The organism is Halopseudomonas xiamenensis, assembly GCF_014219065.1.
Lineage (GTDB): Bacteria > Pseudomonadota > Gammaproteobacteria > Pseudomonadales > Pseudomonadaceae > Halopseudomonas > Halopseudomonas xiamenensis.
The window spans coordinates 100,519-113,355 of record NZ_JACLGO010000009.1; the positions used below are offsets into that span (position 1 = coordinate 100,519).

General features: G+C 60.4%; 13 protein-coding genes. All 13 read right to left on the reverse strand.

Annotated features, from left to right (window positions below):
- Position 1 precedes the first annotated feature (1 nt).
- Positions 2–967 (reverse strand): PDR/VanB family oxidoreductase, encoded by a 966-nt coding sequence (locus tag H6X51_RS08200; RefSeq protein WP_185267057.1) that lies wholly within the window; start codon positions 965–967, stop codon positions 2–4.
- 11 nt (positions 968–978) lie between these two features.
- Positions 979–2,625 (reverse strand): AMP-binding protein, encoded by a 1,647-nt coding sequence (locus tag H6X51_RS08205; protein WP_185267058.1) that lies wholly within the window; start codon positions 2,623–2,625, stop codon positions 979–981.
- 22 nt (positions 2,626–2,647) lie between these two features.
- On the reverse strand, positions 2,648–3,736 hold the full coding sequence (locus H6X51_RS08210) for an acyl-CoA dehydrogenase family protein (protein ID WP_185267059.1): 1,089 nt from the start codon (positions 3,734–3,736) through the stop codon (positions 2,648–2,650).
- Complete coding sequence (locus H6X51_RS08215; RefSeq protein ID WP_185267060.1) at positions 3,733–4,929, reverse strand: acyl-CoA dehydrogenase family protein; 1,197 nt, start codon at positions 4,927–4,929, stop codon at positions 3,733–3,735. The genes H6X51_RS08210 and H6X51_RS08215 overlap by 4 nt, the downstream gene beginning before the upstream one ends.
- Positions 4,930–4,987: 58 nt before the next feature.
- On the reverse strand, positions 4,988–6,382 hold the full coding sequence (locus H6X51_RS08220; RefSeq protein ID WP_185267061.1) for an aromatic ring-hydroxylating oxygenase subunit alpha: 1,395 nt from the start codon (positions 6,380–6,382) through the stop codon (positions 4,988–4,990).
- Between the two features lie 38 nt (positions 6,383–6,420).
- Positions 6,421–7,569, reverse strand: a complete 1,149-nt coding sequence (locus tag H6X51_RS08225; protein WP_185267062.1) for a thiolase family protein — start codon at positions 7,567–7,569, stop codon at positions 6,421–6,423.
- Positions 7,569–8,018 carry a Zn-ribbon domain-containing OB-fold protein gene (locus tag H6X51_RS08230; RefSeq protein ID WP_185267063.1) on the reverse strand — a complete coding sequence of 150 codons (450 nt, stop codon included), beginning with the start codon at positions 8,016–8,018 and terminating at the stop codon, positions 7,569–7,571. The genes H6X51_RS08225 and H6X51_RS08230 overlap by 1 nt, the downstream gene beginning before the upstream one ends.
- A gap of 62 nt (positions 8,019–8,080) precedes the next feature.
- Positions 8,081–8,701, reverse strand: a complete 621-nt coding sequence (locus H6X51_RS08235; RefSeq protein WP_221627278.1) for a TetR/AcrR family transcriptional regulator — start codon at positions 8,699–8,701, stop codon at positions 8,081–8,083.
- Positions 8,702–8,904: 203 nt separating this feature from the next.
- Positions 8,905–9,681 carry an SDR family NAD(P)-dependent oxidoreductase gene (locus H6X51_RS08240; protein WP_185267065.1) on the reverse strand — a complete coding sequence of 259 codons (777 nt, stop codon included), beginning with the start codon at positions 9,679–9,681 and terminating at the stop codon, positions 8,905–8,907.
- Positions 9,682–9,714: 33 nt separating this feature from the next.
- Positions 9,715–10,470 (reverse strand): 2-oxo acid dehydrogenase subunit E2, encoded by a 756-nt coding sequence (locus tag H6X51_RS08245; protein WP_185267066.1) that lies wholly within the window; start codon positions 10,468–10,470, stop codon positions 9,715–9,717.
- Positions 10,470–10,700 (reverse strand): biotin/lipoyl-containing protein, encoded by a 231-nt coding sequence (locus H6X51_RS08250; RefSeq protein WP_185267067.1) that lies wholly within the window; start codon positions 10,698–10,700, stop codon positions 10,470–10,472. The genes H6X51_RS08245 and H6X51_RS08250 overlap by 1 nt, the downstream gene beginning before the upstream one ends.
- A 21-nt stretch (positions 10,701–10,721) precedes the next feature.
- Positions 10,722–11,717, reverse strand: coding sequence for an alpha-ketoacid dehydrogenase subunit beta (locus H6X51_RS08255; RefSeq protein WP_185267068.1), 996 nt, complete (start codon positions 11,715–11,717; stop codon positions 10,722–10,724).
- A complete protein-coding gene (locus tag H6X51_RS08260) occupies positions 11,714–12,700 on the reverse strand; it encodes a thiamine pyrophosphate-dependent dehydrogenase E1 component subunit alpha (protein WP_185267069.1) in 987 nt (328 codons plus the stop codon). Before H6X51_RS08260 ends, H6X51_RS08255 begins: the two co-directional genes overlap by 4 nt.
- Positions 12,701–12,837: the final 137 nt, after the last annotated feature.

Sequence of the window (12,837 nt, forward strand, 5' to 3'; positions counted from 1 at the left end):
GTCAGAGATCCAGAACCAGGCGCTTGCCGGCGGCGCCCCGGGAGCAGCATGGAGTGAACCAGCCTTCCTCGTTACGCTCGCTGTCACTCAACACCTGATCCCGATGCTCTACCTCGCCTTCCAGCACGCGGGTGATACAGGCGCCACAGATACCCTGTTCGCAGGAAGTCATGATGCCAACGCCGGCCTTGTCCAGTACCGAGACAATGGAGTCATCTTCCCCGATGCTGAACACCTGACCGGTGCTGGCCACCTGCACCTCGAAGCTCTCATCCGCGCTGGTGTCGATCTGCTTGGCACTGAAGAACTCGTAGTGGATGCGCTCCTCGGCCCAGCCCGCGGCCCTGGCGCTGGCCAGAACGAAGTCGATAAAACCACCCGGCCCGCAGACATACAGGTGGGTACTATCCGATTGCTGTTGCAGCACTGCGGCCAGATCCAGCTTCTGCTCATCAGCACCGTCATCGAAGTGCAACTGCACCCGGTCAGTATAGGCGGCCGCCTGGATCTGCTCACGGAAAGCCATGCGCTCCGGACTGCGAGCGCAATAGTGCATGCTGAACTCGGCATCAGTACGCGCCAGCCGTTCGGCCATGCACAGGATGGGGGTCACGCCAATACCACCAGCCAGCAGCAGCGAGCGCTTGACGCCGGGTACCAGCGGAAAATGGTTGCGTGGCTGGCTGATGCGGATCTCCTGCCCTTCCTGCAGTTCGTCATGCACGGCGACCGAGCCGCCCCTGGAAGCCGGATCACGCAGCACACCGATCACATAGCGATGCTGCTCGGACGCGTCATTACACAGCGAATACTGACGCACCAGCCCCGGGCGCACCTCCACATCGATATGCGAGCCGGCAGTGAAAGGCGGCAGGCTGCTGCCATCCAGTGCGGCCAGTTCAAGGGTAACGATATCAAGCGCAGCCGGGGCCTTGCGCGCGATCTTGACTTTGAATGTGGTATCCATGATTTCGTCCGTTATTGAGCTACTGCTGTCTGCTGTTCCAGTCGTGCACGGATGTCGGCACGCAACTGATCCTTGCGCACCTTGCCGGAGGCAGTACGCGGGAAGTCTTTCAGCACGACCAACTGCTCGGGGATCTTCTGCCGCGCCACCCCGCTATCGCTGACCAACTGCACCATCTGCGGCTGAGACAGGTCCTGCCCCTCACGCAGTATCACGTAGGCGCACAGGGTTTCGCCCAGCCGCATATGCGGCATGGAGACCACTGCAGCCTCATTAATCTGGGGCAACTGGTGGAGGATATCCTCCACTTCCTTAGCGCTGATCTTTTCGCCACCCCGGTTGATCAGGTCCTTCTTGCGTCCGGTGATAACGATGGCGTTGTCCGCAGTCAGGCGGCCCAGATCACCGGTAGCGAAATAACCTTCCGCATCGAAGCTGGCAGCAGTCTGCTCGGCATCGGCGTAACCGAGAAACATCGCTGGCCCCTTGATCATCAGCTCCCCTTCCCCACCAGGCACCACCGGCTGCCCATCATCATCCACCACCTTGACCTGGTAGTCGTGCACCTCGCCATCGGTGGTGGCTGCCAGCGCCAGCTGCTGTTCACCGACAAAGCCCAGGGTCACCAATGGTACTTCACTGGAACCAAATACCCGAAACGCCCGGCAGCGTTCGAATACCTCGGCGGCGCGGTAGATCAACGCCGGCGGCACCTCGGCGCCGCCACAGGCGAAGGCCTGCAGGGACGGCAGGCGGCGGCCATGCTGTTCGGCCTGGGCCAGCAACTCGTGCAGGAAGGGTGTGGCACCGAGGCTGACGGTGACCTGCTCACGGTCGATGATGTCCAGTGCTTCGCGGGCATCCCAGCGATCCATGAACACAGTGCGACTGGGCAGATAGAACGGCAGCTCCAGACCGCTGAGGCCGGTCACATGGGTCACTGGCGAGGCCATCAGCAGGGTGCCGCCCTGCCCCCGGGTCCAGTGCTCGAAACCGCGCTTGAGTCGCAGCGGGCCGGTGTTGTGCGAATGCAGCACCGCCTTGGGCCGACCTGTGGTGCCGGAGGTGTAGAGCACCAGCTTGACGCCATTGGGATCAACTTGCGGCAGTTCGCGGGCCGGCTCGGCCTCGGCAATCAGCGCCGCATAGTCCAGCGCCGGGCCCTGCTCAGCGCGAACACAGCACAGTAGTTGCAGCGCCGGCAGCTCGCCGCGCAGGCGCCGCATCATCTCGGCAAAGTCGAAGCCGCGATATTGCTGGGGGAAGAAGGCTGCCTTGACCCGGGCATCAGCCAGCATGAAGCTGACCTCGGCATCCCTGTAGATGGGGACGATGGGCACTATGACCAGCCCCAGCAGGCTGGAGGCCAGATCGATCACTGCGGCTTCACGCCAGTTGGGTAACTGAAAGCTGATCGCATCCCCTGCCACCAGGCCCCGGCGCTGCAGGGCTCCGGCCAGCAACCGGGCCTCCTGCAGCAGTTCGCCGACCCTGCAGGGTTGGCCCTCGAACACGTGGGTGATGCGCTGCGGATCATGCGTGGCCATGTCGGCAGCCATGTCGGCGATCGTCTGGTTCAGCCATTCGCTGCTGGCCCGCCCCTGTTTCAGGCGCTGCTGACTCAGCTCGATATTCCAGCCACTGATATCTTTTTTCATTATTGCTACCCCATGAGCAGGCTCAGGCTGCCGTCAGACTCTGTTCCACAAAACGCAGGAAGTGCTGGTCACGCCCACCAAACAGGCTATTGAGCAACATCACCCGGCGGAAGTAGTGGGTGACGTTCAGCTCCTCGGTGATCCCCAGGCCGCCATGCAGCTGTACTGCCTCGTTGGCCACCTGACGCGCCGCATCACAGATGTAGGTGTAGGCACCGCTGACCAGTCGCCGACGCTCGGCCACTGGTCCAGACAAAGCCCGCTGGGCGGCGTCGGTCAGGGCCAGGGCTTCCTGCAGCAGCAGGTAGAGGTCGGCCATACGGTGCTGCAGAGCCTGATTCACCGCCAGCGGCTTGCCGAACTGCTTGCGCACCTTGAGATAGTCGTTGGTGGTGTCCAGCAGCACCCGGATCATGCCGCACGCCTCGCCGCACAGTGCCACACTGGCTTCATCGCGCAGCAACTGCAGGTTGTCCACCAGGCTCAGACCATTGTTCGGCGTGGCCAGCAATTCGACCTGCGCATTATCCAGGGTCACGCTGGCCGCGCCTCGCCCATCCAGCAGGCGTGCCGCGGTACGCTGCACGCCTGACTGGTCGGTATCCACCAGGCAAAGCTGCAACTGGCCCCGGGCATCCCGGGCCGCCACCAGCAGGCCATGGGCTGCATCACCGTGCATGACCAGCGGGATACGCCCGCTGAGACGGTTATCTTCCAGTTGGCAGGCATCGGCTTGTTCCAGGGCACAGCTGAAAATCAACTCACCCGCGGCCAGACCAACCAGCAGCCGCCCACGCTGACCGGCATCACCCAGGCGCGCCACCAACCGGGTGGCCAGCACCGCACTCATCAAGAAAGGTTCCTGCAGCAGCGCCTGTCCGACCACCTCCATCAATGCACCAACCGCTGCGGCATCGCCATCCAGACCATCGTGTTCGGCAGGCAGGCACAGGGACAGAAAACCGAACTCGGCCAGATCCGACCAGACCTGCTGGCTGAAACTGCCCGGCTCTTTCATCAACTCCTGGCGCTGGAGGAAGCTGCAGTTATCTTCGACATAGCGCTCCAGACTGTTGCGGAGCATGCCAATGGTTTCAATATCGGTTGTCATAGTCCCAGTACCACCTTGGCCAGAATATTGCGCTGCACTTCCGAAGACCCACCGAAGATGGTATTCGCCCGGTTGTACAGGTGCTCCTTGAGGATGCCGCCAACATCATCCGCCCCCAGCAGGGGCAGACCCGGAGTGGCGTGCAGCGCCTCGGTATCGAATACCATACCGGCCTCGGCCAGGGCATCGACCAGGGTTTCGCTGACCTGCTGGTACAACTCGGTGCCGCGAATCTTGATCAGTGACGCCTCACCGCCGTTGTCCCGGCCCTCATCCATGGCCAGCACCCCGGCATAGGAGGCCTGCTCCAGCGCCAGAAAGCGCAGCTCGAATTCGCCGATGCGATTGCGCATCAACGGCTGCTCAATCAGTGGGCGACCGTCCACCCGGGTTTCCACAGCCTGTTTTTTCAGGCGGTCCAGCACGTGCCGCGCCTGACCGACAATGGCCCCGGCAGTACGTTCGTTCTGCAGCAGGAACTTGGCGTAGGTCCAGCCGGCACCTTCCTCACCGACCAGGTTTTCCACCGGTACCCGCACGTCTTCCAGCCAGACCTCGTTGACGTGGTGATAACCATCCATGGTGTGGATCGGCTTGACCGTCACTCCCGGGCTGCGCATATCGATCAGCAGGAAGGAAATACCGCTCTGCGGCTTGCCATCGGTGCCGGTGCGTACCAGGCAGAACAGCCAGTCGGCCCACTGGGCATAGGTGGTCCAGACCTTCTGACCGTTGACCACATAGTGATCGCCATCACGCACCGCGCGGGTGCGCAACCCGGCCAGATCCGACCCGGCCCCCGGCTCGGAATAGCCCTGGGCCCAGAACTCCTCGGTCTTGACGATACCGGGCAGGAAGCGCTGCTTCTGCTGCTCGCTGCCGAAGGTATAGATCACCGGACCGACATACTTGACGCCGAACGGAATGATCCACGGACAGCCCAGCCTGGCCAGCTCATCCTCGAACACGAAACGCTCCAGCGATGACCACTGCCGGCCACCGTACTGCTGCGGCCAATGCCCTACCGCCCAGCCCTTGCGCTCCAGCAACTGCATCCACTGCAGGTAGTCCTGGCGCTCCAATACCTGATGCCGCTGGGACTTGACCCTGAGTTCAGCCGGCATTTCATGTGCAACGAAATGGCGCACTGCCTCGCGCAGCTGCTGCGCCTTTTCCAGTAGTTGTGTACTCATATGCTTTTCTCGGGCTGTCAGAACAGCCCCCGCCCGGTTGGCGGGCGGGGGAAACGGACTACTTGTCGAGCCCCAGGTACTTGTCCAGTGTCAGGTGGTGATGGCGAATGCGACTTTCCTGATAGTTGGCCAGGGTGACAGCGCCCTTCTTCGAGGCCTTCAGCCCCTTGGTCATGGCATCCAGGTTGCTCATATCCTGATCGAACACCGGCCCCAGTGCACCCAGCTCAGGCGCCTTGGAAAAGTCCAGGTCATCGGGCAGCTGATTCAATTTTGCCCCGGCCGGGCACGGCTCACCCTGCTTGTGCCGGCCCAGCAGCCAGACATCGAACAGGCAGCTTTCATGGTTGTCACCATCGGGAATGGCACGATAGACGATATTGCCGAAGTAGCCAGCCCATACCTGGGTGTTGGGGAAGATCGAATACAGAATGGCATCCTGCAACTCCGCCAGGGTTACCTGGGACAGGTCATCGCCGGAGGCTTCGGAGAAGATCTTGCGGTTCAGCTCGCCGATGTATTCGCGGGTGGTCATGCCCTCGGGCAGCACGTGCTTGCTGGCATCGGAGTCGGCCATGCGCCCGGACTCCTCCAGAATATCGTGCAGGATCAGCGCCTCACTGACATCGCTGAGGTTGGAGCTGGTCACCGCCATAGGGGTGACACTGCGACTGATATTGTCGCCATACATGTCGTACTGACTGTCGATGTCACCGGTAAAGGTCATGATCTGCGGGTGGGTGGCCCGGGTGTGCATGGACTCCATGAACGCTTCCTGGGCTACCTTCCAGTTGCAGGCCATACGCCGCTGCACATGGGCAATGGAGACCGAACGATCCATGCTGTAGTCCTTGAAGTGCTCGGGCAGCACATCCAGGTGCTCGCTCAGCGGTACGGCATCCAGGTCCGGATTGATGAACACGAAGCCGGCCCAGGTGTCCACCTTGACCTGCGGCAGCTTCAACTCGCAGGGAGACATGTGCTTGAAGTCCCAGACGGTGGGCATCGACTTGAACTCGCCCTGCAGGTCCCAGGTAAAACCGTGGTAGGGGCAACGCAGCTGGTTTACCGCACCATCACTCATGCGTAGCGCACGACCGCGGTGCAGGCAGGAGTTGTGGAAGCCGCGGATCACGCCATCCTGGCCACGCATGACAATGATCGACTGGTCGACGATGTCGTACACCACGTGGTCACCGGGCTTCTGGATATCCTCGACACGACAGACCATCTGCCACGCTTTAGGCCACAGCTTCTCCGCCTCCAGCTCATGGAACCGGCGGGAGCTGTAACGCTCGACCGACAGGTCTTCATCGGTAAACCCCGGATGATTGGGCTGCAACCGGTCAGGTACCGGTACCTTTTCCTGCTTGAGCAACTGCTGGAACAGATTGGGGTTACCGACATCTTCCGGTGGCAACACGGTAAACTTGGCTTGTTTGAGATTGGTCATGCTCTTGCCCTCTTTATTTTTATAGGTAAGGCCAGTGGTTATGGCGCTTCCAGAATGGTGACGGCACTGACACCAGGCGCACCGTATACGTGGGTATAACCAAGGCGGGGCGCACCGGGGACCTGGCGTTGCCCTGCCTGTTGACGCAACTGCTGGCAGACTTCCACCACCTGCCGCAGCCCGGAGGCACCCACCGGCTCACCATTGGCCAGACAACCACCATCGGTATTCACCGGCAAACGCCCACCAATATCGGTAGCCCCCTCGCGCAACAACCGCTCCTGCTCGCCATGCTCGCAGAAGCCGTTTTCGGCGAGGTGAATGATTTCCGAGCCACTGTCGGTATCCTGCAACTGGATCACATCGATATCCTCGGGCCCCACTCCAGCCTCCTCATAGGCCGCACGGGACGCCGTCACCGTAGGAGCAGGTGCCATCTCGGCGGCCAACGCCGGACTGAACACCTCGAAGGAGCCGTGGTGACGAGTACGCATCACCGCCGCACGCACCAGGATGGGACGGTCGGTATACCTGTGGGCGTCGCTGGCCCGGCACAGCACCAGCGCTGCCCCCCCTTCGGCAGGGTTGCAGAACATGTATTTGCGCAAAGGCAAGTTGACCGGCATCGACTGGGCGATTTCCTCATAGCTCAGCTCCCGCTGGCGCCAGGCATGGGGGGTGACGGCACCGTTGCGAAAGGCACGCTGGGCAACCCGTACCAATGCCTCCTCGGAAATGCCATGTTCGTGCATGTAGCGCTGGGTCTTCAGCGCGAAGAACTGGGTGGTGAGCATCAAACCCGTTTCGCCGTACCAGTCGTCCAGGCCCCAATCAGCCGGGCGCGGATTGAAAGCCCCCCGCGGGTGCTTATCGAAGCCCACGGCAACCCCTATGTCAGCAGTGCCGGCCCGAAGTGCCGACACCACGCTGGCCAGAGCGCTACCGCCCGTGGCACAACCATTGGCCACGTTGATGAAGGGCAAGCCGGTCAGCCCCAGATGGTTGGACAAGGCGTCAGCGTTGCCGGCATCCTGACTACCGCCATAGGCCACACCCACCTGATCCCAGCGGACGTTGGCATCCTGCAGAGCCTGCCTTACGGCATAGGCGCCCTGTGCCTGTCCAGACACACCGTCGGTACGACCGAAGGCGTGCATGCCTACGCCGATGATTGCTATTTGCTCCATCACTGCTTCTCCTGTGGCGAACTGGCAGGGGCAAAGGCAAAGGTGCGCAGTACTCGTTCCTGGCTCCGGCCGTAATCCACCTCCACCAACTGCATGGGCATACCGATCCGCAACTGCTGCGGGTCCGCACAGGTCAGGCGACTTTCCACCTTGAGGCCGCAGGGCAACTGGACATAACCCACCCCATAGGGTTGGAAGTCCTCGGCGGACTCACCGCTGTTATAGGGGGACTTGGGCAGGAAGCCCTGCACCGTCCATGACCACAACTCACCGTGGTTGCCCAGCACCGACTCGCTGAGCTGCGTACCGCAGCAACGAGTGCAGCTGCTGGTCGCCGGAAAGTAATGCTCGCCGCATGACTGGCAGCGGCTGCCCAGCAATACCGGTCCCGCCTCACTCCGACCCAGCAGATGCCCGGTCACATGCTCCACTGATAGATTGCTGATCATATATCCAATCCTGTTTTCTTTAAACCAACCAGATTGTTTTTATTTAGCCTAAACAAGCAGCCTCAAGTGGCTGCTGACTGCTTCTGCCGCGCCTGGTAGACCCGTTCGAACTGGGCCATGGCCGTTTCCACCAGCAAACCATGCAAGCGCTCCAGGCGGTCGCCCTGCAGGTAAGGGGCCGGATTCATCGCCACGCCCTGCAATGAGTGCATGATCAGATCACGTAACGCTTCGCCCACCTCGCGCAGATCCTCATCGGCCCAGATCGGAAAGCGCTTCACCATGCTGAGCGACATCCGCTCGTCCAGCGAGTTTTCCAGCGGCCCCATGACTTCCTGTAGATATTCGTCGGTACGCGCACCGCGCACCAGTTCCTGGAAGGCCAGGAACGAAGGCTTCATGTAGTAACTCTGCAGTGTGGTAATGGTGTCACGCATATTGTCCGCTGTAGGAAAACTGCCCGACTTTTGCGTCACCCCACGAATCGCCTCGTCATACTCCCTTACCCGGATATCCGTGATGTGCTCGGCAGCAGCATTGAACACCTCGGCTCGGGATTTGAAATGATGAGTCATGGCACCCCGGGAAACCCCTGCCTGTTTGGCAATCTTTTCCGTGGTGGTCTGGCTATAGCCAATATTGACCAGACACTGCATGGTCGCATCCAGAATATGCATGCGCATCAGATGGCTTTTTTCCGCCTGCCAACTGCCGTTCCCTGCCTTGGAGCGACGCGCAGGACGACGAATAGCTGGTCTGGTGGTTGCATTCTGGCTTTCCATAACACTTCCTTTCGCTTGGCCTTGTTCCAAACTGAAACAGTTTGACAAATTGCCTTTGCATTATAGCGTAAAAACAAACAAACAGTTCTTTTATTTATTTCAGGTTACGTCAGTTTGACCGAGTGCCCTGCATCAACAGTGATCACACTTCCACTCATATAGGTGGAGGCCGCGCTGGCCAGCAGCAACAGCGGGCCGTCCAGTTCTTCATGTCGCCCCAGACGCTGGATCGGCAACGCCGCAATCTCCCGCTGACCAGCCTCCGACTCGTAGAAGGGATTGGTCATTTCGCTGGGGAAATAGCCAGGGGCCAAGGCGTTGACGCGAATACCGTAGGGCATCAGGTCCAGAGCCATGTACTGGGTCATGTGGATCACCCCGCCCTTGGTGGTACCGTAGTTGATGAACTGCGGGCGAGCCAGATGACCAAGGATCGAGGCGATATTGATGATGCTGCCCGGCTTGCCTGCGGCAATAAGGCGCTTGGCCATTTCCTGGGCGACGTAGAACGGCCCGGACAGGTTGGCATCCAGCAGGGTAGTCCACTGTTCGCGGGTCATTTCCTCGAACGCCGTCGGGTTGGACAGGCCAGCATTATTGATCAGCACATCCACCGGACCGTAGTGCTGCTGAATGCTGGTAAAACCTTCCTTGATGCTCTCCGGGTCAGTCACATCCATACTCAGGGCCAGCGCCTGACCACCCGCATCGCGAATACCCTGAGCTACCGACTCGACTGGCTCCAGACGACGGCCGACGCATACCACAGCCGCACCGGCGCGCGACAGAACACTGGCGAAGTGCTTGCCCAGACCACTGCCCGCGCCGGTTACCAGCGCCACTCGACCCGTAAGGGAAAACTGCTCAATAATGTCTTTCATTCATTTACTCTCTTATTATCTGCCCAGTGCCCTTCAGATCAACTGCTCCGGGTGTTCCAGTTGACTGGCATAGAAGCGGCAGAAGCGTGCCGCATCAGCACCGTTGATCACTCGATGGTCATAACTCAGCGACAGGGGAATGAAGCGTCGGGTAGTAACTTCACTGTCCACCATCACCACCCGCTCGAACTCGCTGGTAATGCCCAGGATGGCCACTTCCGGTGCATTGATGATCGGTGTAAACGAAGTGCCTCCGATGGAACCAAGCGAGCTGATGGTCATGCAGCCGCCGGACATTTCAGCGATCGGCAGGCCCTTGGTACGCGCCCGCTGGGCCTTGTCAATCAGCTCATCGGTCAGCTCGCTGAGCGATTTCTGGTCCGCATCGCGGATCACCGGTACCAGCAGCCCCTTGTCGGTCTCCACCGCAATACCGACGTTGAAGTACTGCTTCATCACCAGCTGCTTGCCGTCGGCGGTCAGCGAGGAGTTGAATACCGGAAACGCCTTGAGGGTGTTGACCAGCGCCTTGACTAGGAACGGCAGCGGCGTCAGCTTGCGGCCGATTTCCCGGCCGTACTCCCGGCGGAAGCGGTTGAGCGCATCCACCGGCGCCTCATCGTTATGGGTGACATGGGGAATCTGCGCCCAGTTGCGCGCCAGAAAGGCCCCGGCATACTGCTGGTGGCGGGACACCTCGGCCAGCTCGAACTCTCCGAACTGGCTGAAGTCCACCTCCGGCATGGGCGGCAGCGTGGCCGGCCAGGTTTTGCCAGGTGCGCTGCTCATCAGATCAACTCCCCGATGACCGTGCCCACATCGTAGGTTTCGCCGGCTTCCTTGAGAATGCGCAGAATGCCGTCCGCCGGCGCCTCGATCTCCTGTACGGACTTCTCGCTTTCCAGTGCATACAGAATATCGCCCTTGCTCACCGCCGCCCCATCGGCCACCAACCACTCGGTCAACAGCGCCTCGTTCACGGAAAAGCCCAGTTTGGGAAGAAGAATTTCAGTAGCCATAAGATCATTCCATTCTGTTTTTTATTTAAGCACGTCAAGCACGGCATCGGTGATGCGCTGCCTGGTCGGGATGAATTCATCTTCCAGCGCCTTGGAAAAAGGTACCGGCGAGCGCGCCGCCCCCACCCGGGCAACCGGCGCCTTGAGCTGGCCAAACAGTTCCCTGTGGACCCGGGTGGCGATTTCCGCACCAACGCCGAAGTCCACCTGCGCCTCATGGGCGACCACCAGCCGACCGGTTTTCGCTACCGAGTCGAGAATGGTATCCATGTCCAGCGGCGAGATGGTGCGCAGATCGATCACTTCCACCGAGATATCCTGCTTCTCCAGCTCCTGCGCTACCTGATTGACTTCCACCATGGTGCGGCTGTAGCTGACGATGGTCACATGGCTGCCCTGGCGTACCACCTTGGCCTTGCCCAGCGGGATGCGTTCACCCTGGACCGGCGCATCACCCATGGCGAAGTACAGTGGTAATCCCTCGATGAACAGGCAGGGGTCATCATCGAAGATGCAGGACAGCAGCAGGCCATAGGCATCTGCCGGATTCGACGGCGCCACCACCTTCATGCCGGCGGTGTGAGCAAACCAGGCCTCAAGATAGTCTGCGTGCTGGCCACCGGTACCGAAACCGGCCCCGGTCGTGGTGCGAATGGTCAGCGGCACATTGGTCTGCCCGCCGGTCATGAAGCGCAGCTTGGCCGCATGGTTGACCACCTGGTCCATGGCCACAGTGATGAAGTTCATCAGCATGATCTCGGCCACCGGACGCATGCCGGCCAGAGCAGCACCCACCGCTGCCCCCATGATCGCCTGCTCGGCAATCGGCGTGGACTTGACCCGGTCGGTACCGAACTTCTCCGACAGGCCAGCGGTGCACTTGAATACCCCACCACCCTCGCGATCGGCGATGTCTTCACCCAGCGCCAGCACGCTGTCGTCCTGCTCCATGGCATCATGCAGCGCCAGATTGATGGCCTGGGACATGTTCATGCGTTTTTTCTTCACTTCGTTCATACCCCGGTCTCCTCTGCATACACATCCCTGCCCAATTCCGACACATCGGGATACGGACTGCTCAGACCGAACTCGACAGCTTCTTCGAACTGTGCGCGGTTCTCATCTTCGATCGCCTGCAACTGCTCAGCCGTTGCATGGCCTTCTGCAATCAACCACTGGTTGAACGCTGGCATGGGATCTGCCGCCACGGCGGCATCCATGATTTCCTTGGCGATGTAGTGCCCGTCATCACCGAGCAGGTGGCCGCGGAAGCGGAAGGTCTTGGCCTCCAGCAGAGTCGGCCCCTGGCCGTTGCGCGCACGTTCTATCGCTTCGCGGGCGGCGCAGTACATGTCCACCGCATCGTTGCCATTGCACTGGATGCCATGCATACCGTAACCGATGGCGCGGTCAACGATATCCCGCGCGCCGGTACCGTATTCGTACTTGGTGTGCTCGGCGTAACCGTTGTTCTGGCAGACGAACACCACCGGCAGGTTCCACACCGAGGCCAGGTTCAACGCCTCGTGAAAGGCACCGATGTTGGAGGCGCCGTCACCGAAGTTGACCACAGTCACCTGGCCGCTTTTCTTCAACAGCGCAGCCCAGGCCAGGCCGTTGGCAATCGGCAGGCCCGAGCCGACGATACCGGTGGTCACCGGCAGTCCAGACGCCAAGTGGGTGATGTGCATCGGACCGCCCTTGCCTTTGCAGGTGCCGGTCGCCTTGCCCATGAATTCAGCCACGAATGGCTTGAGAGGGATGCCCTTGGCCAACTGGTCATGGATGCCACGGTAGGTGGTAATAACGTAATCATCGGCCCGCAGGTTGACCGAGATGGCCGATGGCACCAGTTCCTGCCCACGTGGAGAGTAGTACGGCGAGGCAATCTGCCCGGCTTTGATCAGTTCGATGAAACGATCATCCGCAATCTTGATCAAGGTCGCTTTGCGATAGATCTCGAGCAGTACGGATGTGTCTGGAGACGTGAGCTCAGTCATGAGTACCTCGCATGGGACACCTCTATTTATTGTTTTCCTGCCTTGCTTGTTTAAAACCAACAAGGTTGTTTTTATTTATTCTAACCAAGCTGTTTTTAAACGGCAAGCTACAACTTGGTTATTTATCGAAGTCTGGA

Coding starts and splice junctions, on each gene's coding strand:
- H6X51_RS08215 (WP_185267060.1), bottom strand. CDS start 4,929: ATGAGTACACAACTACTGGAAAAGGCGCAGCAGCTGCGCGAGGCAGTG.
- H6X51_RS08200 (WP_185267057.1), bottom strand. CDS start 967: ATGGATACCACATTCAAAGTCAAGATCGCGCGCAAGGCCCCGGCTGCG.
- H6X51_RS08230 (WP_185267063.1), bottom strand. CDS start 8,018: ATGATCAGCAATCTATCAGTGGAGCATGTGACCGGGCATCTGCTGGGT.
- H6X51_RS08225 (WP_185267062.1), bottom strand. CDS start 7,569: ATGGAGCAAATAGCAATCATCGGCGTAGGCATGCACGCCTTCGGTCGT.
- H6X51_RS08220 (WP_185267061.1), bottom strand. CDS start 6,382: ATGACCAATCTCAAACAAGCCAAGTTTACCGTGTTGCCACCGGAAGAT.
- H6X51_RS08250 (WP_185267067.1), bottom strand. CDS start 10,700: ATGGCTACTGAAATTCTTCTTCCCAAACTGGGCTTTTCCGTGAACGAG.
- H6X51_RS08240 (WP_185267065.1), bottom strand. CDS start 9,681: ATGAAAGACATTATTGAGCAGTTTTCCCTTACGGGTCGAGTGGCGCTG.
- H6X51_RS08255 (WP_185267068.1), bottom strand. CDS start 11,717: ATGAACGAAGTGAAGAAAAAACGCATGAACATGTCCCAGGCCATCAAT.
- H6X51_RS08205 (WP_185267058.1), bottom strand. CDS start 2,625: ATGAAAAAAGATATCAGTGGCTGGAATATCGAGCTGAGTCAGCAGCGC.
- H6X51_RS08245 (WP_185267066.1), bottom strand. CDS start 10,470: ATGAGCAGCGCACCTGGCAAAACCTGGCCGGCCACGCTGCCGCCCATG.
- H6X51_RS08260 (WP_185267069.1), bottom strand. CDS start 12,700: ATGACTGAGCTCACGTCTCCAGACACATCCGTACTGCTCGAGATCTAT.
- H6X51_RS08210 (WP_185267059.1), bottom strand. CDS start 3,736: ATGACAACCGATATTGAAACCATTGGCATGCTCCGCAACAGTCTGGAG.
- H6X51_RS08235 (WP_221627278.1), bottom strand. CDS start 8,701: ATGCGCATGCATATTCTGGATGCGACCATGCAGTGTCTGGTCAATATT.